This is a genomic window from Komagataeibacter melaceti, assembly GCF_003403295.1.
In the GTDB taxonomy this organism is placed as follows: domain Bacteria; phylum Pseudomonadota; class Alphaproteobacteria; order Acetobacterales; family Acetobacteraceae; genus Komagataeibacter; species Komagataeibacter melaceti.
In genome coordinates this window covers 1-19775 of the sequence record NZ_QUWV01000096.1, presented here as the reverse complement: position 1 = coordinate 19775, position 19775 = coordinate 1, and the positions used below count along the sequence as shown (strand labels likewise).

Genomic DNA, 19775 nt, shown 5'->3' with positions numbered 1-19775 from the left:
GTTTGGGCGCGGACGGGGCAAGGGGAGGGAGGGGTTCGTGGCTCATGCCATTACCCAATCGTATCCATCCGAAATATGCAATAGGCTATATTAGTTTGCACAGGGGAATCTTATCAGCATTTGCAATGACCATACCCGCCATCCACCCGCCCGCTCCGGCGCGGGCGGGCTGGAGACCGCCCCCTCAGCGCATCGGGGGCGCCATCGCCGCGCTGACAACACCCGCAATCACGCCGGTAGTCAGGGCCGTAAGCAGGTACTGGTTGCCGTAGCGCATCCATTCATAACCGGGCGGCGGGGCGGACAGGCCACGGTAATTCTGCCAGTCCCTGACAACCCAGCGGTTGTTGCGCGGACCGTCATAACGATCCCCACGCCGCCAGACGCGGTTCATGTCAACATGGTCATAGCCGCCATCACCACCACGGCCACGGGACGGCGGGCCATTCCTGTGCTGGGCCATGCCCCGGTTCATGCCCTGCTGGCCGCCCGGACCACCCGGCCCAACCGATCCGCCGGGTCCGCCGCCCGGCCCGCCACGGCCCGGGCCAGCATCAGGGCCGGGGCCGGAACCGGGGCGGCCCGCGCCCTGCGGTCCCTGCTGGCCAAAGGGCTGCGCAAGAACCGGGGTCGTAATGCACAGCACTGTGGCCATGAGGGCGGCCGTGAGGGATCTGGTTTTCATGGGCGGTCCTGATTCATGCCCGCAGGGCGGGTTAGGGCTAAAGTGAAATGGTTCCGCTGCGTATAACGCCGCAGGCAGGGGCAGGGTTGCAGGCCAGCCTTTTCCACAACCTGCGTGCGATACGGCCGGTGCGCCCATGCCGGGCGGACATCATTCGTTATATTTCACAATGCAACTTCCGCCGCGAACCATTACGATACGTATTGCAATCCGCCGTGATCTGAATTCATAAAGGCCAAGCGCAACGGCGGGAGTCTGAGCTTTGCACCCTCGAAAAACGGGGCGATACGCGGCCGCATTCGTATCAATGGCCCTGTGTGGCGCATCCCTTGCCCCCGGCGCCCATGCACGGGGCACGGACACCGCCACGGCCAGTCCCGCCACCAGCGTCACGCCCGCAGACTCCATGCTGGTCGATGACCTTGAACACCGCACCTTCCAGTGGTTCTGGGATGCGGCGGACCCGAAAACCGGGCTGGTGCCAGACCGCTACCCCTCGGCCCAGACATTGAGCAGCGTCGCCTCCATCGGTTTTGGCCTCACAGCCTATGGCATTGGCGCGACACGCGGCTACATCACGCGCGAACAGGCCGCCACCCGCACCCTCGCCACGCTGCGTTACCTCATGCACAGCCCGCAGAACGACACGCCCACCGGGGCAGCGGGGTATCAGGGGCTGTATTACCACTTCCTCGATCGCGGCACGGGCCTGCGCTTCAGCCGTGATATCGAACTGTCCAGCATCGACACCGCGCTGCTCATGCAGGGCGTGCTGTTCTCCCAGTCCTTTTATGATCGTGACACCGCGCAGGAGCGCGAGATACGCGACCTGGCCGACCAGTTGTACAGGCGCGTCAACTGGCAGTGGATCACCCGCCCCGACAACCGGCTGAGCATGGGCTGGACCCCCGAACACCAGTTCATTCCCAGTTACTGGGAAGGCTACAGCGAGGGGATGATGGCCTACATCCTCGGGCTTGGCTCACCCTCCCACCCGCTGGCCCCGGTTTCGTGGCAGGCATGGCTTGCCACCAACAACCAGCGCTGGGGGGATTATTATGGCCAGACCTTCCTCAACTTCGCGCCGCTGTTCGGCCACCAGTACAGCCATGCGTGGATCGACTTCCGTGGCGTGCAGGATGCGTGGGCCCATGCCCGGCAGATAGATTATTTTGAAAACAGCCGCCGCGCCGTCTATGCCCAGCAGGCCTATGCCATAGCCAATCCGGGCCGGTGGCATGACTATGGCGCCACCATGTGGGGCCTGACCGCCTGTGACGGCCCCGGTGATGTCACGCGCGAGATGGATGGCCAGACCCGGCACTTCCTGTCCTATTCCGCCCGTGGCGCGGGACGGGACTACACGCAGGATGACGGCACCATCGCCCCCACCGCCGCTGCCGGTTCCATCGCCTTCGCCCCCGAAATCGTGCTGCCCACGCTACGCAACATGAAGGCGCGGTACGGCACGCAGATTTACGGCCAGTACGGCTTTGTCGATGCGTTCAACCCCAGCTTCCGCAATGGCCAGTCCTTCTGGACCGACCATGAATATCTCGGCATAGACCAGGGGCCGATCCTGCTCATGATCGAGAACTGGCGCAGCGGGCTGGTCTGGAACGTGATGAAGCGCAACCCCTATATCCGCGCCGGGCTGGAACGCGCGGGGTTCGCGGGCGGGTGGCTGCCATCACCCACCGCCATGACGGCACCCGCCCGGCCCCCCGCCACGCCAGCAGGGCAGGACCATGCCAGCGTGACACCGGTGGATACGGCCGCACCACATCATTCCTGATGGGCGTGGGGGCATAAAAAAACGGCGCGGGGAAAACCCCACGCCGTTCCGGTCCAGACGGGACGGGCAGGGCGGTCAGAAACCCGCCCCGCCGGTGGCTCATGCCGCCACGAGCTTGTCCTCGGTCGCGGGCACGCGAATGAGGTAGTCAAACGCCGCCAGCGCCGCAGTCGCCCCGCCGCCAATGGCGATCACGATCTGCTTGTAGGGCGTGGTGGTGGCGTCACCGGCGGCAAACACGCCGGGCACCGATGTGGCACCGTGGCTGTCCACCACGATCTCGCCAAAATCAGTGAGCTTGAGCGCGCCCTTCAGCCAGCCCGTGTTGGGCAGCAGGCCGATCTGCACGAACACCCCTTCCAGATCGACATGATGGTCCGCGCCGTCCCCGCCACGATAGGTCAGGCCGGTCACGTTCTTGCCGTTGCCCTCGATGCGGGTGGTCAGGGCCTCGGTCAGCACGGTCACGTTGGGCAGGCTGTACAGCTTGTCCTGCAGCACCTTGTCCGCCTTCAGGTGCGAACCGCGCTGGAGCAGGGTCACATGCGCGACAATACCCGCCAGGTCGATCGCGGCTTCCACGCCGCTATTGCCGCCACCGGCCACGGCAACCCGCTTGCCCTTGTAGAAGGGACCATCGCAATGCGGGCAGTAGGCCACGCCCTTGTTGCGGTATTCCTCCTCGCCCGGCACGCCCAGGTGCCGCCAGTGCGCGCCGGTGGCCAGTATGACCGTGCGCCCGTGCAGGATCGCCCCGCTTTCCAGCGCGACCCCATGCAGCCCGCCGGGCCGCGCGGCGGGGAACAGTTCCTTCGCACGCTGGGAGGTGATGATGTCCACATCATACTGGCGCACATGCGCTTCCAGCGCGGCACCCAGCTTCGGGCCGTCGGTTTCCTTGACCGAGATGAAGTTCTCGATGCCTTCGGTATCCATCACCTGCCCGCCGAAGCGTTCGGCCACCAGCCCCGTGCGCAGCCCCTTGCGCGCGGCATAGACCGCGGCCGAAGCCCCGGCGGGGCCACCGCCGATGATGAGCACGTCGAACGGGGCGATGTCCTTCAGCTTCTCGGCGGCGCGCGTGGGGGCGTCCGCGTCCAGCTTTGCCAGTATCTGCTCGATGTCGGTGCGCCCGGTCTCGAACGGTTCCCCGTTCAGGTACACCTGCGGCACGGACATGATGTTCTTCTGCGTCACCTCATCCTGAAACAGCGCACCATCTATGGTGACGTTGTGGATGTTGGGGTTGATGACGCTCATGGCGTTGAGCGCCTGCACCACATCGGGGCAGTTCTGGCATGACAGCGAGACATAGGTCTCGAAATTGTACTGCCCCGGCAGCGCCCTGATCTGGGCCACCGTCTCATCGGACAGTTTGGGCGCATGGCCGCCCACCTGCAGCAGCGCCAGCACGAAGGAGGTGAACTCATGCCCCATCGGGATGGCGGCGAAGGTCACGCCCCCCCTGGCGTTTTCACGCCGGATCACGAAGGAGGGGCGGCGCGTGGCCGTGCCCTGCTCGGAAACCTGCACCTTGTCGGAAAGGGCGGCGACCTCGTGCAGCAGTTCATGCATCTCGCGCGATTTCGGGCTGTCATCAAGCGATGCCTCAAGCACGATAGGGTGCGCCAGGCCAGCCAGATAAGCCTTGAGCTGCGTTTTGATGGTGTCTTGCAACATGGGAGTTAACTCCGCTTTTTCCGAAAAGATGGTCCGGATGGCCCGGCCCCGAAGGGCCGGACCGCAACCGCACTGATCAGATCTTGCCGACGAGATCGAGCGACGGGGTCAGCGTTTCACCGCCTTCCTTCCACTTCGCGGGGCAGACTTCACCCGGGTGGGTGGCGACATACTGCGCGGCCTGGATTTTATCGAGCAGTTCAGCAGCGCTGCGGCCAACGCCACCGGCCGTGATCTCGATGTACTGGATCTTGCCTTCCGGGTCGATCAGGAAGGTGCCACGGTCGGCCAGGCCAGCTTCCTCGATCAGCACATCAAAGTTGCGTGCGATCTGGCCGGTCGGGTCACCCACCATGACGTACTTGATCTTGCTGATGGCCGGCGAGGTGTCGTGCCATGCCTTGTGGGTGAAATGCTTGTCGGTCGAGACCGAGTAGATTTCCACGCCAAGCTTCTGGAACGTGGCGTAGTTGTCAGCGAGGTCTTCAAGTTCCGTCGGGCAGACGAACGTGAAGTCGGCCGGATAGAAGAAGAACACCGCCCACTTGCCCTTCACATCGGCGTCGGTCACCTTGATGAACTTGCCGTTATGGAAGGCATCGGCCTCGAAGGGCTTCAGTGACGAATTGATGCGTGCCATTTGGTATGCTCCTTGCTTTCGCTTCAGGTGTTAACGGGCATCTTGTCCCACGAACACGAAATGCGGGGAAACAGTTTCTGTCAATGGCTGTTATCGGGAAAACCGTTTTACAAATCGTTCAAAATCGGTCCTATCTATATCCATGACCTATATTCCCCTTTCCGGCCTGTCGCTGCGCGACATCGAATATGTGGTGGCGGTGGATGACCTGCGCAATTTTTCCCGCGCGGCGGAACGCTGCGGCGTAAGCCAGGGCGGGCTGTCGGAACAGGTGCGCAAGCTCGAGACACTGCTGGGGGTCGTGCTGTTTGAACGTTCGCGCCGCCGCGTCACCCTGACACCGGAAGGCGCGCGCCTGATCGCCATGGGCCGCGACGTGCTGACCGCCGCCCGCGCCATGATCGAGGCCGCGCGCGTGCAGACCGGCCCGCTGGAGGGGCTGCTGCGCATTGGCCTGATCGCCACGCTTGGCCCGTATTACGTGCCCACCCTGCTGCCGCTGCTGCGGCGCGCCTACCCGCAACTGCGCCTGCAACTGACCGACAGCCTGACCAACATCATGCTGCGCGCGCTGCGCCATGACGAGCTTGACCTTGTATTCGCGGTGCTGCCGGTCAAGGGGGACAACTTCCACTGCGCGCCACTGTTCGAGGAACCGTTCCTCGCCGCCTTTCCCGCCGACCACCCGCTGGCCGAACGCCCGGCACTGCTGATGGGCGACCTGCAGGGGCCGGACCTGCTGCTGCTGGAAGATGGGCACTGCCTGCGTGACCAGGCACTGGCGCTGTGCGGCATGCCCATACAGCGCGAACAGCAGCGCCTGGCCGCAAGCCTGGAAATGCTGTGGCACATGATCGGCGCGGGGGAGGGGTATTCGCTCATTCCCCGCCTGGCGCTGCGCAACCGCAGCGAATGGGCAGACCTGATCTCGCTCACCCCCATAGCGGGGGCGAACCGGACCATCGGCCTTGTCTGGCGCGCAACCGACCCGCGCGGCCCGGCCTTTGCCGAATTCGCCAATTTCCTGCGTGAAAACGCGCCCGAGGGCTGCCGCGCCGTCAGCACCTTCGCCACGCAGCGTGAGGATGGGCCCACAACGCCCGACACGCCCGATACGGAAAAATGACCGGCCACGCCGCGCCCAAACCTTTGCCGCGCCCCGGCGTTCACATCCGGGAAAACAGGAGGTCCATATGAACATTACCATCCGCGCGCTGTGTACGATGGCCATCGCGCTGTCGCTCACCGCCTGTTACGGCGGGCATCACCACCATCGCGGCGGCCCGTCCGATGGCTACCAGCGCGGCGGCTATGGCCGCAATTACGGTGGACCGGGCCAGATGCGCGGCCCCGCCATGGAGGGTGGCGGCGGCTACCGGTAGGGCCGCATCAGAACTTGACCTGGAACAGCGACATGATGCCGTGAAAATGCTCCGGCTCCCTGCCGCCATGGACCTGCCCGTATTCATACTGCACCGACATGCGGATGATATCGGTGGGCCACCAGTTCACGCCCAGCGCGCCGATCTGCTGGTTGCCGCCCTGAACGGGGCCTGACCGCAGGTCGGCCTGCGAATAGCGGGCCGCGACCTCCAGCACGCCATAGCCGTTGCACAGCATGGTCTGCCTGCGGTCACAGGTAGGGGAGGAAAACGACGCCGTGCGGCCCTTCCACTGTCGACCCCGGCCATTGACCGTATAGGCAAGCTGGCCGTACCAGCCGTGAAAATCCAGCCGCCGGCTGTCTGCCTGCCCCGCGCGGCCATTGACCACGATGTCATATGCCTCGCCCTGAAAAAACAGCCTGCGCCACGCCACTGCCGCCTCCAGCCCCAGCGCGCCAGCGCTGCCCGCCGCGATCCTGCCGGTATTGAGGTATTTCGCGTCGGTGCCCGTATTCATTTCCGGCACGTCGGACAGGGTCAGGGCCGGGCTGGCATTGCCTGCCGAGGCCGGGCGGAACACCCATTCGCCCGACAGGCCCAGATGCACCAGCAGCGCGCCGGTCCTGACCGGCAGGCCCACAAGGCGGAAGGCCATGCCGCGCTGGTTCCCGTTCTCGCCGGGGCCTGCGGTGCCCGCCGTGGCGGATATGGCGAAATGGTAGCGCCTGCCATACGTCTCGGCCTGCACGGCCTGGCGCTCGATGCCGGTGGCGAGGTTGCGGGTAATGGTGGATATGCTGGAGCGTTCGATAAAAACGGTATCCCCCTGCGCCTGCATGGATTCAAGGCCGAAGCTGGGTTTGAAGATACCGGCGGTAAACACGAAATGCTTCAGCCCGACATAGGAGACCTGCCCCTCGAACAGGCGCATCTGGCCCCCCGGTGCGGGGCCGAAATCCCATATCGCGCCTATTTCCACCTGTTTGTGGATGTTCATGCGCACGCCGTTGCGCATGCGCGCCCCACGCGCGCCGGTGCCGGGGCGGGCGGGGGATGCGTTTGCAAAGCCGCCCACGTCAAGCTGGTCGGTGGCGTAGGGCTTTATGGTAATGCCGGGCAGGGTGATGGTGGGCACCGCCTGCGCATGGGCCATACCGCACGGATACAGGATGGACAGGGAAGCCACGAACCCAGCTTGCAACCGACACGACAAAAGATATCACGCTCCACGTAACCAACCCCGGCAGGCGGCCACCCATATCATGCACGACCGGCCACGGGGGCCATCAAATCTATGCAGGCGGGTGTTGCCTTAACGTGAACGCCGGGCCTGCGGGCGGGGGCGTTCAGCCTGCCGTGGCGTGCCCTGCATGGGCGCGTCCATCGCCAGCGTGTTCATCGGGGTGGTCCTTTGCCCTGAGCACGCGGCCAAAGGGAACCTGCCCGTAACTGGCGGTGTAGTTCCCGTCCTTCCACGCCACACGACCCGCGATCATGACCTCACGCACCACGCCAGCAGGGCGGTTGACAACCTGGCGGCAGCCGAACTGGGCGCGGTATATGAACTCATAGGTGCTTTCCGGCTCCCACCGGCGCAGCGCATCGGGGTCGATCACGCACAGATCCGCCCGCGCGCCGGGACGGAGCACGCCCGCATTGATGTTGAAGAACGCGGCGGGCAGGCCCGTCAGCCGGTGGACCCCGGCGGCCACCCGTGCCGTCCCGCCGCGCTGGGCCATTTTCAGCAGGCGCAGGTTGCCATCGTAAAAGCCCATATTGGCCAGATGCGCGCCACTGTCATTGAAGCCCGGCAGGGTCTGGGGGTGGAACAGCAGGCTTTCCACCTTTTGCGGGTTGCGGTTGGCGATGGTCGTCTCCCACCGCAGGTCCGTATCCCATTGCCGCAGCAGGTGGATGATGAAGGTCGCGTCATCCCCCACCGGGTTGGGAAAGGTCCGGAAAAACGCATCTTCCGCCGCGTTGGCCGCCCCCTTGCGCCCCCGGGCCGCCTGCCAGCGCAACAGGCGGCGATAGGGGGCCTGAAGCGTCTCGCCACACCAGTTGTCCAGCGGGGCGGCGGCCACGGTCATGTCCGACAGGCGACGGGTCAGGACAATATCCTCCAGCCGGAGCAGCCGCCGCAGCCGCGCCAGCGAACATCCCGTCCGGCCCCTGAGCCACATGTGGCGAAAGGACGCAATCCATTCGGGATCGTTCAGGATGCGCGCGCGCCCGGCGCGGTCCTCGGGTTCCAGTTCGTTCAGCACGCGCAGGGTCGGGATCTCGTCGGCAAGGGGGTTTATCGCCCCGTCGCTCCACAGCCGGAACGTGCCGGACAGCGCCTGAAAGCGGAAATACCCGCCCACCAGCCGCGAATTGAGAATGGCCGACAGCATGAGGCACAGCCCCACGGCGGCGCGGTTGGTCTGGAGGTCAAGCACCGCCAGCACCGTGGTCCGCAGCGGCCTGCCAAACAGCCGCCCGCTGGTCAGCAGGAAACAGCGGACCGCATCCACAAAATTGTCCTTGGGCGGTGTTGCCTGCCAGACCCGCCCGTAGCGCCGCACCACGGATGTCAGTTGCCGCAGTTCACGAAAGCCCGCGTACTGGGTGGGTATGCGGCTGTTCCTGTGCGGGTCATTCGCAAGGAAGTGGAAGGGCAGGGCATCGGTTGAAAAACCGGCATATCCCTGCGCCATGCCCGCATCAACCAGCCGTTCCAGCCGGGCACGCTCGCGCCGCGTGGGGCGGCGCGTGATCGAGCCGTGCAGACCCATCACCTCGATCCGCAGCATGGAATGGGGCATGAGCGGCACGATGTTGGGGCCAAGCGGCAGGGCCGAAAGGTGATCGAGATACCCCTGTGAATCGGTCCATGTGCAGGCATCGGCCACCTTGCGCAGCACGGATTTGGGCATGTTCTCCACGCGGGCGAAGCAGTCCACGATGGGGTCCTCCCCCTCGCGGCGCTGGTTGCCGAAGGTCACGCCAAGCGAACAGTTGCCGATAACGGCGGTGGTTGTGCCATGCCGGACCAGTTCGGGCAGCTCCGGGGCCAGTTCCAGCTCAAGGTCACAATGAGTATGGATATCCAGCAGCCCCGGCATAAGCCACAGCCCGGTGCAGTCCACCACGCGGGTTTCCGCCCCGGCTGGCAGGCCGGGGCCTGTTGCTGAAATGACGCCGTCGGTTACGGCGACGTCCGAAATGATGGGATCAGATCCCGTTCCGTCAAAAAAAAGCGCGTTGCGATAAAGGGTATCGGGCACTCATGCCTCCATGACGGGGCCATGACACGGGCATGGCGCAATGGCGCGCTGTCCGGGCCTGCCGGTGCACCGGCCCGGACCACATGGTCATAACGCCATGGCAATGGGCCGGTTGCGCAAAAACCCCGCCCGCCACCGTCACGGTGGCGGGATGTCATGCGTGCCGCTTGAGTGGAACAGCAGGAACAGGGCGATAATGATCAGCACGATCGGCAGCAGCCCCAGCCCGTTCAGGCCCGAACTTCCCGCCCCGCCATACCAGCCGGAACGGTAACCATACCCGCCCCCGCCAATGGCGAAGATGAGCAGCACAATAACCAGCAGCGTGAGCATGGGAGATACTCCACCAGAAGTCTGCTTTCCCCAACGTCACGTGGTGTATAAGGTTCCTCTCCTTCCCACAGCGGCGCGGGTGACGGCACCACGCCTGACAGATGAGCGGAGGCACGCCGCATGGTTCCCTTTTCCATCCTTGACCTCTCCCTCATTACCCGTGGCGGCAGCGTGGCCGATGCGCTGCGCAATACCTGTGACCTGGCGCGCGCGGCGGACGGGCTGGGCTTTCACCGCTACTGGCTGGCCGAACACCACGCCATGCCGGGCATCGCCTCGGCCGCGACGGCCGTGGTGATCGGGCAGGTGGCCGCCGCCACGCGGCGCATACGGGTGGGGGCAGGGGGCATCATGCTGCCCAACCATTCCCCGCTGGTGGTGGCGGAACAGTTCGGCACGCTGGAGACGCTGTTTCCCGGCCGGATCGACCTCGGCCTTGGCCGCGCGCCCGGTGCCGACCAGCGCACCGCCCGCGCCCTGCGCCGCGACCCGGACGCCCCGGACCGCTTTGCGCAGGATGTGGTGGAACTGCTGGATTATTTCGAACCGCTGGACGACACCGACACCCACCGGGTGCGCGCCATACCCGGTGCCGGGCTGCGGGTGCCGGTCTGGCTGCTGGGGTCATCGCTGTTTTCCGCCGTGCTGGCGGCGCGGCTGGGGCTGCCTTACGCCTTTGCCTCCCACTTCGCGCCCGCGCAGATGGAAGATGCGATCACCCTCTACCGCGCGCGTTTCGAGCCTTCGGCCCGCTGCCCGGCACCCCGTGTCATGCTGGGTGTCAACATCATCGCAGCCGATGATGCCGATGAGGCGCGGCGTCTGGCGACCTCGCTCCAGCAGTATTTCATCGCCCTGCGCCGGGGGCGGCCCATCGCATTCCCGCCGCCACTGGAACAGGGGGCCACGCCATGGACATCGGGCGAGCAGGCGCTGCTGGAACACACACTGGCTTACACATTCACCGGGTCGGCACGGACCATCGCCCCGTACCTGAACGACTTCATAAGCCGCTACCAGCCCGATGAACTGATGGTCGCGCTACCGCTCTACGATCACGGCCAGCGCCGCCGCGCGCTTGAACTCACGGCGGAACTGGCGGGCCTGCCCGGCAGGGACTGAACCGCTAGGGCAGGCGGGCCAGATGCTCCAGCAGCAGGTTCCACAGCCCGTCATCATCCACATCGCGCAGGAACAGGGCATTGGGCGGGCGGTCCGTCACCTGCCACCAGTCCACCGCCGTCGCGCCCTGCATGAGGGGGCTGCTCACCTCGACCGAGACATTGACCTCGCGCCCGCCAAACAGTTCGGGCGCCAGCAGCCAGCCAATCGTGCACGGGTCATGCAGGGGCGCGCCGTCCCAGCCGTACTTGGCCAGGTCAAAGCGTTCCGAAAAGCCGAGCATGGCAGCCGCCGCCTGCGCGCATTGCCCCGGCATGGCCCGCAACTGCGCCAGACGCCGCGCGGAAATGAGGAAACGGTGCGTAACATCCAGCGGCACGAGCGTAAGCGCCACCCCGCTGCGCAACACGATGTCGGCTGCATCCGGGTCAGCAAACATGTTGAACTCGGCGCTGGGGGTGATATTGCCGCATTCCGAATAGGCACCTCCCATGGACACGACCCGCCCCAGCCGCGCCGCTATGTCCGGGGCCTTGGCCAGCGCCACGGCCAGGTTGGTCATCGGCCCCAGCGTGACCAGCGTAATCTCGCCCGGCGGGTGCGCGCGGATGGTCTCGATCAGGAAATCCACGCCATGCTGTGGCTGCGCGCGCAGCGTGGGTTCAGGCAGGTCAGGGCCATCCATGCCCGTGCGCCCATGCACATGCGCCGCCGTAATGGGCGTGCGCCGCAAGGGGCGCGTGCAGCCCGCATAAACCCTAATGTCGCGCCTGCCCGCCAGTTCCAGCACCCGGCAGGCATTGGCCGTGGTCTGCGCTACCGATACGTTGCCCGCCACGCTCACCAGCCCCAGAATGTCCAGCCCGGGGGCGGCAAGCGCCAGCATGATGGCAATGGCGTCATCCTGCCCGGGGTCGGTGTCGATAATGATCCTGCGCACGGTGGTTGGTGTCCCGATCTGTATGGAAAGAACTTACTGGATGATGATGCCGGCCATGGCCGCACTCATCAGGTTTGACAGCACGCCCGCCAGCACGGCGCGTGCGCTCTGGCGCGCCACTTCCTCGCGCCGGTCGGGGCACTGGCTGCCAAAGGCCGCCACAAGTATGCCGATCGAGCTGAGATTGGCAAAGCCACACAGCGCGAAGGAGGCGATGGCCACCGTCCGGGGCGAAAGCTGGCCGCCCCCTATGGCCGCCCCCAGGTGCATGTAGGCCACGAATTCATTCACCACCACCTTCAGCCCCAGCACCGAACCCACCGCCCCACATTCCGCCGCCGGAACGCCAAGCAGCCATGCCAGCGGGGCAAACAGCCGCCCCATGCCATATTCCAGAGACAGGGCAGGGATGCCGACAATGCCCCCGACCCAGCCCAGCACCCCATTGGCCAGCGCGATCAGCCCGATGCACGCCACCAGCATGGCAGCGACGGCCATGGCCGTGTGCGCACCGCGCAGCGCGCCCTCCATCACGGCCTCAAAAAAGGCGCGGTGATACGCGGCGCGCCCGGCCCCGGGCGGGCTCAGGGTCTCGTCACGCCCGCGCGGCTCCAGAATCCGTGCGAACATGAGCCCGCCGGGAATGGCCATGAAGGAGGCGGCGACAAGGTAGTCCGCCGGGATGCCCAGCCCGATATACCCCACCAGCGTCGCCCCGGAGACGGACGCCGTGCCACTGCACATGACGCTGAACAGTTCAGTGCGCGCCATGCCCGCCAGATAGGGGCCAAGGGCCACGGGCAGTTCGCTCTGCCCCACGAAGATGGTGATGATCGCGCCAAACGATTCCACCGGCGACGTGCCCAGCAGCGCCCGCACCCCGCGCCCCAGCACCCGCGCAAAAGCCTGCATGACCCCATAATGGTAGAGGATGGCGATAAGCGCACTGACATAGACCAGCGAGGGCAGGACCTGAAAGGCGAAGACATAGCCCCCATCGGGAAAGAGCGCGCGCATGCGTGGCCCCACCAGCGGGCCGAACAGGAAGCGCGCCCCCTCATCACCATAGGACAGCACGCCCGTCACCATGCCCGATACCCGGCGCAGCACCGCCTGCCCCAGCGGGACACGCAGCACCACAAGCCCGATGGCCGCCTGCAACAGCAGGCACGCCCCGATAACGCGCGGGCGGATGCGCCTGCGATCAGTGGAAAACGCGATACCGATGCCGACCAGAAGTATTATGCCGATACACCCGCGTACATGCATGAAATACCCCTGAAAAAGCGGAACCCGGCACCAGTATGCCTACGATATACGTTAGCTTATCGCAACATCCCCCACATGTGGAAATCCGGCCCGCGCCATTGCGGGTTTTCAGGCCGCGGCAGGCATCGTGGCCATGTCGATCACGAAGCGGTATTTGACATCGGAGCGCAGCATGCGGGCATAGGCGGTCTCGATTTCGTCCATGCGGATCATTTCAATATCGGCGGTGATGCCGTGCTGGCCGCAGAAATCAAGCATCTCCTGCGTTTCAGGGATGCCGCCGATCAGTGAGCCGCTGAAGTTGCGCCGCTTCATGAGCAGGCTGAAAACCGAGACCGGCAGCGGGTTTTCCGGCGCGCCCACCTGCACCAGCGTCCCGTCACGCGCCAGCAGGTCGAGATAGGCGTTGATGTCGTGATCGGCCGCCACGGCATCGAGAATGAAGTCAAAGCGGCCGCGCTCCCTGGCCATGGCCTCCGGGTCCTTTGACAGCACGACCTCATGCGCGCCAAGGCGCAGCCCGTCGGCCACCTTGCTGGCCGATGTCGTGAACAGCACCACCTGCGCGCCAAACGCGCGGGCAAATTTCACGCCCATGTGCCCAAGGCCGCCCAGCCCCACGATCCCGACGCGCTGGCCCGGCCCGACCTTCCAGTTCCGCAGGGGGGAATAGGTGGTAATGCCCGCGCACAGCAGCGGGGCCACCGCCGCGGGGTCCAGCGTTTCGGGCACTTTCAGCACAAAGGCCTGATCCACCACGACCGCGCGCGAATACCCGCCAAAGGTAATGCCGCGACCCTGCCGGTCCTCCCCGTTATAGGTGGGGACAAAGCCCTGCTCACAGTACTGCTCCAGCCCCGTGCGGCAACTGGCACATTCGCGGCACGAATCAACCATGCAGCCAACACCTACCAGGTCGCCCTTGCCAAAGCGGGTGACGCTGGACCCGACTTCCCTTACACGGCCCACGATCTCATGCCCCGGCACGCACGGAAAAATCGTGTTGCGCCACTCATTGCGGGCCTGATGCAGGTCGGAATGGCAGACACCGCAATACAGGATGTCGATGCACACATCCTCCGGCCCGGTGTCACGGCGCTCCAGCGTCATGGGGGCCAGACGGGCATCGGCGGCGGTGGCCGCGTAACCTACGCATGAAAACATCATCATTCTCCATTTACGACACGGCGCGCGGGCGCGCCGTCGTGCAATCACCTGTTATTGTGAGCAGGTGCGGGGCAGGGATGTCGAGGGGGCGGACCCACGGCTCCGGAAAGCGTGATGACGGGCGGGGCCGGTGCTAGAGCGGCAGTTGCACGCTGCCATCCGCATTGCGCGCAAGCGGGCAGGTGGCCACGACGGCCCCGATGGGCAGCACGGCATAGAGATGCGGAAACAGCTGGCCACCGCGTGATGGCTCCCACCGCACCGCCGCCGGGTCGAGCAGCCCGAGATCGACCGCCACCAGCACAAGGCCGTCCTGCCCGCTGAAGTGCCTGTCCACCGTGCCCGTGACCTGCGTTGCGTCGGACAGATGAATGAACCCGTCCGCAATATCCACGGGCGACCCGGCAAAGGAGCCCATGCGGGTGAAGTGTTCCTGCTCATCGGCAGTGAGAATCTTGTAAACGATACGGTCAGTCATGGCGCCTTATCCTGATCAGGGCGCAAGCGTAGGGCAATCCCGCGCTTCATCCAAGCGCCGGGGCGGACAGCCTTTCGCGATCCCACGCCTATCCGGGCGGGAAAGGGGACCGGGGCGGAAAACCGTGCCCCGGCCCGTTCTGCCCGGCGGCTGCCATGGCTTATGGGCTGCGTGGGTCTTATCCATTCGCCACAGGCATGGCTGGCCTGTGCTGACAAAAAAAGGGGCGCCCCGGATGGAGCGCCCCCTTTTTCATGGATCTTACGACCGCAGATTACTGCTGTTCGTGATCGCCATGCTCGTGGTCACCGTGTTCGCGGTCGCCATGCTCACGATCGCCGTGGTCACGGTCACCGTGTTCGCCGTTGCCATGTTCATCGCTGCTGCTGTTGCTGTCGCGGCTGCCATGTTCATGGTGGCCATGGCCGTGATGGCGGCCGTGCTCACCACTCTCGTGATGGGTTTCGGTGGTGTCGTCCGCATGGGCAACAACCGGCAGGGAAAGGCCGAGAGCCGCGGCAAAAAGCATTGCTTTTTTCATGTTATTAATATCCTCTTAACATAGCTGATTTTTCAATCAGGAAATGCACTATAAAATATCGACCTTAACAAATAAAGACGCGGCCCGTATTTATTTGTAACCGAATGAATCATGCACATTTTCTATAAGATTAATTTGTTATGTCCGTATTATTCCCGACTCATGGTTCGTCAAAAATGAATCCTTCATCCGCCGGCACGGATGCTGCTTCATGCTGCTGGTTATACCCGCGCCTGTTTCGCCATGCATGGATCAGCGCCTCGCGCCATTCCTCATGCGGTTCCTTGCGGCGGGTGGGATTGACCTCAGATGTTCTGTCCATGATCCGGAAACCTCTGATAAAACCGGCAACAGTGCAGGCCGGACTGCCATAGCAAAAACAGGCCGCAACAAGTGTGATGATTGTGTGAAACCATGAAATACACACACAGCACTTACCAGCCACACGAACAGTTGCCACCCCGAAAGTTGACCACCCGCATTCGCGCCTGACAGTAAACATGTTGCACCTGACAATATTACCAAATACGGCATCATGGCCGGTTGTCTATATCCGTACATAACCAGACAGCATACAGGCAGGCACGCATAATAAATGGTGCTTATGAATACATGCCCATAATGTCTTGGACGCCCCAGGGCCACGCGCGCTAGCAACGCGGGCAGGACGCCGCAGCGTGCCGTCCGCGCCAGTCAGGGGCGTTGCTGCGTCCCCCCGTGATGGCAGGAACCCGTTGTTCCTGAATCCCGTCACCATAATTGGAAAAGTATAGATGCAGCATATACATGACCCGGCACTTCTGCTGGCGCGCTTCCAGTTCGCCTTTACGGTGGGCGTCCATATCATCTTCCCGGCCTTTTCAATCGGGCTGGCGGCCTATCTGGCAGTGCTGGAAGGGCTGTGGCTCAGGACCGGACAGCCCGTATTCCTTGACCTGTACCGCTATTGGATCAAGGTGTTCTCCATCGTCTTCGGCATGGGCGTCGTCTCGGGGCTGGTCATGTCGTATGAATTCGGCACGAACTGGTCGCTCTTTTCCCAAAAGGCCGGGCCGATTACCGGCGTGCTCCTGTCCTATGAGGTCATGACCGCCTTTTTTCTTGAGGCAGGTTTCCTTGGCGTCATGCTGTTCGGCATGAACCGGGTCGGGCGCGGGCTGCATTTCGCCGCCACGTGCTGCGTATCGGTCGGCACCCTGATTTCCATGACATGGATACTGTCCTCCAATTCATGGATGCAGACACCACGCGGCTACAGCATCGACCCCGCCACGGGTCGGTTCATGCCTGCCGACTGGCTGGCCATCATCTTCAACCCGTCCTTTCCGTTCCGGCTTGTCCATATGGGGCTGGCGGCGTTCCTGTCCGTCGCCTTCGTCGTGGGGGCCACGGGGGCATGGCATATGCTGAAGGCACGCAGGGCGGGGAAGATTTCCAGCGAACCCGTGCGGGTCATGTTCTCCATGGCCATGTGGATGGCGGCGGTCGTAGCACCAATGCAGATCCTTGCCGGTGACGCGCATGGCCTCAACACCCTGAAATACCAGCCCGCCAAGATCGCGGCCATGGAAGGGGACTGGGTATCGGAAGATCATGCGCCCGAGCTGCTGTTCGGTATTCCCAACATGAAGACCGAACACACGGATTACGCTGTCAGACTGCCGCTGGTCGGCTCGCTGATCCTGACACACAGCCTTGATGGCAAGGTGCCGGGCATGAAGGACTTTCCCCGTGACCAGCGGCCGCCGTCACCGGTCATTTTCTTCTCGTTCCGCATCATGGTCGCCCTTGGCGTGCTGATGATGCTGGTCGGATTGTGGTCCGTATGGCTGCGGCGCAACGACACGCTGTTCACCAACCCGGTTTTCCACCGTGTCGCACTCTGCATGGCACCTGCGGGCTTCCTTGCCCTGCTGTGCGGCTGGGTCACGACGGAAGTGGGCCGCCAGCCATGGACCGTCTATGGCCTGCTGCGCACGTCCGACAGTGTGTCGCCCGTCGCCCTGTCCTCCATGGCGTTTTCAATGACGGCGTTCGTGGTGGTCTATGTACTCGTATTCGGCTCCGGCATGGGCATCCTGGTGCGGATGCTGGGGCATGCACCGCAGGAAGGCGAGCATGACACCGACCCCGCCCACGCCCCTGAAATACTGGCGGCCCGCGTGCATCCGGCCGTGATTGACCCTTCTACCGGCAAAGGAGCCTGAGGCATGATGGACTTCGCATACTGGCTCCCCATCGTGTGGGCCGTCATTCTGGTGGCCGCGATTTCGGTCTATGTCGTCCTTGACGGCTTTGACCTTGGCATCGGGATGCTGTTCGCGCTCGAACGCCATCCGGGCCGGCGGGATGTAATGGTCAACACCATCGCCCCCGTATGGGATGGCAACGAGACATGGATGGTGCTGGGCGGGGCCGTGCTTTACGGCGTGTTCCCCGGTGCCTATGCTACCCTGCTGCCCGCCTTCTACCTGCCGATCGTGCTCATGCTGCTTGCACTGATCTTCCGTGGCGTGGCGTTTGAATTCCGTATCATGACACGCGGCACGAACCGGGAAGGGGTGTGGAACACCGGCTTCATGGCAGGTTCCGCCATTGCCGCGTTCTGTCAGGGCGCGATCCTTGGCGGGGTGGTGCAGGGGATCAGAGTAGTTGATGGCGCTTTTGCCGGTGGGCCGCTCGACTGGCTGACGCCGTTCAGCATCCTGTGCGGCCTGTCGGTCATGTGCGGCTACGCATTGCTCGGCGCAACGTGGCTGATCTGGCGCACGACCGGCGTGCTGGAGGCATCATGCCGCCGCTGGGCCGCCCGGCTGGCCGTGGGGCTGTTCATTGGCATCGTGGCGGTCAGCCTGTGGACACCGCTGCTGCACGCACCATACCTGCGCCGCTGGACCGACTGGCCGAACATCGCGTTCGTCGCCCCCGTGCCGGTTCTGGTGGTGGTGCTGGCTGCGCTGTTCGTGATGGGGCTGCGCAGGGGACACTCCAAGGGACCATTCCTGTGCGCGCTGGGCTGGTTCTTCCTGTGCCTGTCGGGGCTGGGGATTACGGTGTGGCCCTATGCCGTGCCGCCGGGCCTGACGCTGTGGGATGTGTCATCCCCGCCATCGAGCCAGTTCTTCCAGTTGATCGGCACCGCCATCCTGCTGCCGATCATCCTGACCTACACGATCTATTCCTACCACGTCTTTCGCGGAAAGGTGACGGAAACCGATGGGTATCACTGACATCGTACGGGGCAATGGCGACAGCGCCCCACGCCAGACCAGCGTGCGGATTGCATGGTTCGTGGCGATCTGGTCACTCAGCACCACCGTATTTTTCGGGGCTGCGTCGCTGCTGCACCTGATCGTGCCCAGATAAACGGGGCATCCGGGGCGCCCCGAACCCCGGGCCGGGTGGCGCGTTTGCCTGCCATACGTATCAGCCATCCGTTAACGGTGCGGGAGATGCCCCGGAATGTCAGTCTCACCCGCACGGCTCTTTCCCGATGGCATTGCGCAATTCCGCCTGGCGCTCCAGCGGGTGGAGGCAGAGCAGCGTGACAGGCCGGGTGCCGGGGAGGGAACATTCCCGGCACAGGCATTGCGGGATCTGGCACGCATCGGCGCGCTGGGGGCTGCACTTCCCACCAGCGATGGCGGGCTTGGCCTGCAGGACTCCCCCGCGGGCGTGCTGGCGCTGTCCGACCTGCTGCGGCGGGCAGGGCGGATCAGCCTTTCCCTCGGGCGCTGCGTGGAGGGGCACGTCAATGTCGTGCGGCTGGTCTGCCTTTATGGCACGCCCCGGCAGCGCGCCCTTGTGGCGGACGACCTGCGGCGCGGCGTGCTGGCCGGTATCTGGGTAACGGACGGCGCGCCGCCGGTCACACTCACGCATAGTGGCACGCCGGAGGGGCGGCTTGAAGGGACCAAAGGCTTCGCCAGCGCGGTGCGTGAGGTCGGCATCGCGCTCATTACCGCGCGGGCGGAACCGGGGGGTGAGACGCTTATGGTGCTTGTCCCGGTCGGGGAGCGCGCCCGCATGGGGCCGGGACCGGGGCACCTGACCGGAATGGCGGGCAGCGGCACCGGCTCCTATGATTTTACCGGGATTGCGGTTCCGGCCGCCAGCATCGTGGGCCAGCCGGGCGATTACCTGCGGCAGCCCGAGTTTTCGGCAGGTGCGTGGCGGGCCTCCGCCGTGGCACTGGGCGGGATGGACCGTCTGGTGGACCTGCTGCGCGAGGAACTGCGCGCGCGGGGACGGGCGGAAAATCCCCACCAGCAGGCGCGGATCGGCAGGGCCATGATCCTGCGCGGAACGGCCGCCATGTGGGTGGAACGCGCAGCCCTGGCATCATGCGCGCCGGATGCGGCGGGTGGGGGGGAGACAGCCGCCATTGTCAACCTTGCCCGCATTGCGGTGGAGGAGGCGGCGATGGAACTCATCACACTCGTGCAGCGTGGGCTGGGGGTGGCGGCGATGG

At 64.6% G+C, this 19775-nt stretch carries 20 protein-coding genes; 9 read left to right on the top strand and 11 right to left on the bottom strand.

Annotated elements, in window-relative coordinates:
* Positions 1-184: 184 nt before the first annotated feature.
* Complete coding sequence (locus DY926_RS11385; RefSeq protein ID WP_116703482.1) at positions 185-685, bottom strand: RcnB family protein; 501 nt, start codon at positions 683-685, stop codon at positions 185-187.
* A 307-nt stretch (positions 686-992) separates the two neighbouring features.
* Here DY926_RS11385 and DY926_RS11380 point away from each other — a divergent pair, with 307 nt between their 5' ends.
* Positions 993-2480, top strand: coding sequence for a glucoamylase family protein (locus DY926_RS11380; RefSeq protein WP_116703481.1), 1488 nt, complete (start codon positions 993-995; stop codon positions 2478-2480).
* 99 nt (positions 2481-2579) lie between these two features.
* Here DY926_RS11380 and ahpF read toward each other — a convergent pair whose 3' ends face one another.
* Together ahpF and ahpC are read right to left on the bottom strand one after the other, a co-directional pair.
* On the bottom strand, positions 2580-4160 hold the full coding sequence (gene ahpF, locus DY926_RS11375; protein ID WP_116703480.1) for an alkyl hydroperoxide reductase subunit F: 1581 nt from the start codon (positions 4158-4160) through the stop codon (positions 2580-2582).
* A 76-nt stretch (positions 4161-4236) separates the two neighbouring features.
* Complete coding sequence (ahpC, locus tag DY926_RS11370; RefSeq protein WP_116703479.1) at positions 4237-4800, bottom strand: alkyl hydroperoxide reductase subunit C; 564 nt, start codon at positions 4798-4800, stop codon at positions 4237-4239.
* 142 nt (positions 4801-4942) lie between these two features.
* On the opposite strand from ahpC, the gene DY926_RS11365 reads away from it, so the two are divergent.
* The gene (locus DY926_RS11365; RefSeq protein WP_116703478.1) at positions 4943-5926 is read left to right on the top strand and encodes a hydrogen peroxide-inducible genes activator; all 984 of its coding nucleotides are present in this window, start codon (positions 4943-4945) and stop codon (positions 5924-5926) included.
* A gap of 67 nt (positions 5927-5993) precedes the next feature.
* Positions 5994-6182: a hypothetical protein gene (locus DY926_RS11360; protein WP_116703477.1), complete on the top strand. Its 189-nt coding sequence runs from the start codon at positions 5994-5996 to the stop codon at positions 6180-6182.
* Between the two features lie 7 nt (positions 6183-6189).
* Here DY926_RS11360 and DY926_RS11355 read toward each other — a convergent pair whose 3' ends face one another.
* The 3 genes from DY926_RS11355 to DY926_RS11345 form a co-directional block, all read right to left on the bottom strand.
* On the bottom strand, positions 6190-7338 hold the full coding sequence (locus DY926_RS11355) for an OprO/OprP family phosphate-selective porin (protein WP_116703476.1): 1149 nt from the start codon (positions 7336-7338) through the stop codon (positions 6190-6192).
* A 193-nt stretch (positions 7339-7531) separates the two neighbouring features.
* On the bottom strand, positions 7532-9454 hold the full coding sequence (locus DY926_RS11350; RefSeq protein ID WP_116703475.1) for an N-acyl-D-amino-acid deacylase family protein: 1923 nt from the start codon (positions 9452-9454) through the stop codon (positions 7532-7534).
* A gap of 138 nt (positions 9455-9592) precedes the next feature.
* Positions 9593-9787, bottom strand: coding sequence for a hypothetical protein (locus DY926_RS11345; protein WP_116703474.1), 195 nt, complete (start codon positions 9785-9787; stop codon positions 9593-9595).
* Positions 9788-9907: 120 nt separating this feature from the next.
* Here DY926_RS11345 and DY926_RS11340 point away from each other — a divergent pair, with 120 nt between their 5' ends.
* A complete protein-coding gene (locus DY926_RS11340) occupies positions 9908-10909 on the top strand; it encodes an LLM class flavin-dependent oxidoreductase (RefSeq protein WP_116703473.1) in 1002 nt (333 codons plus the stop codon).
* A 4-nt stretch (positions 10910-10913) separates the two neighbouring features.
* On the opposite strand, the gene DY926_RS11335 is transcribed toward DY926_RS11340, so the two are convergent.
* The 4 genes from DY926_RS11335 to DY926_RS11320 all read right to left on the bottom strand — a co-directional run bounded on the left by DY926_RS11335 (position 10914) and on the right by DY926_RS11320 (position 14763).
* Entirely contained in the window at positions 10914-11849 is a 936-nt protein-coding gene (locus tag DY926_RS11335; RefSeq protein ID WP_116703472.1) for a nucleoside hydrolase, read from the bottom strand.
* Positions 11850-11882: 33 nt separating this feature from the next.
* Positions 11883-13118 carry a NupC/NupG family nucleoside CNT transporter gene (locus tag DY926_RS11330; protein ID WP_116703471.1) on the bottom strand — a complete coding sequence of 412 codons (1236 nt, stop codon included), beginning with the start codon at positions 13116-13118 and terminating at the stop codon, positions 11883-11885.
* Between the two features lie 108 nt (positions 13119-13226).
* On the bottom strand, positions 13227-14282 hold the full coding sequence (locus DY926_RS11325; RefSeq protein ID WP_116703470.1) for an NAD(P)-dependent alcohol dehydrogenase: 1056 nt from the start codon (positions 14280-14282) through the stop codon (positions 13227-13229).
* Positions 14283-14418: 136 nt separating this feature from the next.
* Positions 14419-14763, bottom strand: a complete 345-nt coding sequence (locus tag DY926_RS11320; protein ID WP_116703469.1) for a DUF952 domain-containing protein — start codon at positions 14761-14763, stop codon at positions 14419-14421.
* Between the two features lie 235 nt (positions 14764-14998).
* Between DY926_RS11320 and DY926_RS17305 the strand changes: the two genes are divergently transcribed.
* A complete protein-coding gene (locus DY926_RS17305) occupies positions 14999-15328 on the top strand; it encodes a hypothetical protein (RefSeq protein WP_158551963.1) in 330 nt (109 codons plus the stop codon).
* Between the two features lie 136 nt (positions 15329-15464).
* On the opposite strand, the gene DY926_RS17560 is transcribed toward DY926_RS17305, so the two are convergent.
* The gene (locus DY926_RS17560; protein ID WP_186336152.1) at positions 15465-15626 is read right to left on the bottom strand and encodes a hypothetical protein; all 162 of its coding nucleotides are present in this window, start codon (positions 15624-15626) and stop codon (positions 15465-15467) included.
* A 451-nt stretch (positions 15627-16077) separates the two neighbouring features.
* On the opposite strand from DY926_RS17560, the gene DY926_RS11310 reads away from it, so the two are divergent.
* The 4 genes from DY926_RS11310 to DY926_RS11295 form a co-directional block, all read left to right on the top strand.
* On the top strand, positions 16078-17511 hold the full coding sequence (locus DY926_RS11310) for a cytochrome ubiquinol oxidase subunit I (protein WP_116703468.1): 1434 nt from the start codon (positions 16078-16080) through the stop codon (positions 17509-17511).
* A 3-nt stretch (positions 17512-17514) separates the two neighbouring features.
* Positions 17515-18534, top strand: a complete 1020-nt coding sequence (cydB, locus tag DY926_RS11305) for a cytochrome d ubiquinol oxidase subunit II (protein WP_116703467.1) — start codon at positions 17515-17517, stop codon at positions 18532-18534.
* The gene (locus DY926_RS11300) at positions 18521-18670 is read left to right on the top strand and encodes a DUF2474 domain-containing protein (RefSeq protein ID WP_116703466.1); all 150 of its coding nucleotides are present in this window, start codon (positions 18521-18523) and stop codon (positions 18668-18670) included. The genes cydB and DY926_RS11300 overlap by 14 nt, the downstream gene beginning before the upstream one ends.
* 96 nt (positions 18671-18766) lie before the next feature.
* Positions 18767-19775 (top strand): acyl-CoA dehydrogenase family protein (locus tag DY926_RS11295; protein WP_148707767.1); only part of this gene is annotated, 1009 nt, incomplete at its 3' end.

Coding starts and splice junctions, on each gene's coding strand:
- DY926_RS11385 (WP_116703482.1), bottom strand. CDS start 685: ATGAAAACCAGATCCCTCACGGCCGCCCTCATGGCCACAGTGCTGTGC.
- DY926_RS11380 (WP_116703481.1), top strand. CDS start 993: ATGGCCCTGTGTGGCGCATCCCTTGCCCCCGGCGCCCATGCACGGGGC.
- ahpF (WP_116703480.1), bottom strand. CDS start 4,160: ATGTTGCAAGACACCATCAAAACGCAGCTCAAGGCTTATCTGGCTGGC.
- ahpC (WP_116703479.1), bottom strand. CDS start 4,800: ATGGCACGCATCAATTCGTCACTGAAGCCCTTCGAGGCCGATGCCTTC.
- DY926_RS11365 (WP_116703478.1), top strand. CDS start 4,943: ATGACCTATATTCCCCTTTCCGGCCTGTCGCTGCGCGACATCGAATAT.
- DY926_RS11360 (WP_116703477.1), top strand. CDS start 5,994: ATGAACATTACCATCCGCGCGCTGTGTACGATGGCCATCGCGCTGTCG.
- DY926_RS11355 (WP_116703476.1), bottom strand. CDS start 7,338: ATGGCCCATGCGCAGGCGGTGCCCACCATCACCCTGCCCGGCATTACC.
- DY926_RS11345 (WP_116703474.1), bottom strand. CDS start 9,787: ATGCTCACGCTGCTGGTTATTGTGCTGCTCATCTTCGCCATTGGCGGG.
- DY926_RS11340 (WP_116703473.1), top strand. CDS start 9,908: ATGGTTCCCTTTTCCATCCTTGACCTCTCCCTCATTACCCGTGGCGGC.
- DY926_RS11330 (WP_116703471.1), bottom strand. CDS start 13,118: ATGCATGTACGCGGGTGTATCGGCATAATACTTCTGGTCGGCATCGGT.
- DY926_RS11325 (WP_116703470.1), bottom strand. CDS start 14,282: ATGTTTTCATGCGTAGGTTACGCGGCCACCGCCGCCGATGCCCGTCTG.
- DY926_RS11320 (WP_116703469.1), bottom strand. CDS start 14,763: ATGACTGACCGTATCGTTTACAAGATTCTCACTGCCGATGAGCAGGAA.
- DY926_RS17305 (WP_158551963.1), top strand. CDS start 14,999: ATGGAGCGCCCCCTTTTTCATGGATCTTACGACCGCAGATTACTGCTG.
- DY926_RS17560 (WP_186336152.1), bottom strand. CDS start 15,626: ATGGACAGAACATCTGAGGTCAATCCCACCCGCCGCAAGGAACCGCAT.
- DY926_RS11310 (WP_116703468.1), top strand. CDS start 16,078: ATGCAGCATATACATGACCCGGCACTTCTGCTGGCGCGCTTCCAGTTC.
- cydB (WP_116703467.1), top strand. CDS start 17,515: ATGATGGACTTCGCATACTGGCTCCCCATCGTGTGGGCCGTCATTCTG.
- DY926_RS11300 (WP_116703466.1), top strand. CDS start 18,521: ATGGGTATCACTGACATCGTACGGGGCAATGGCGACAGCGCCCCACGC.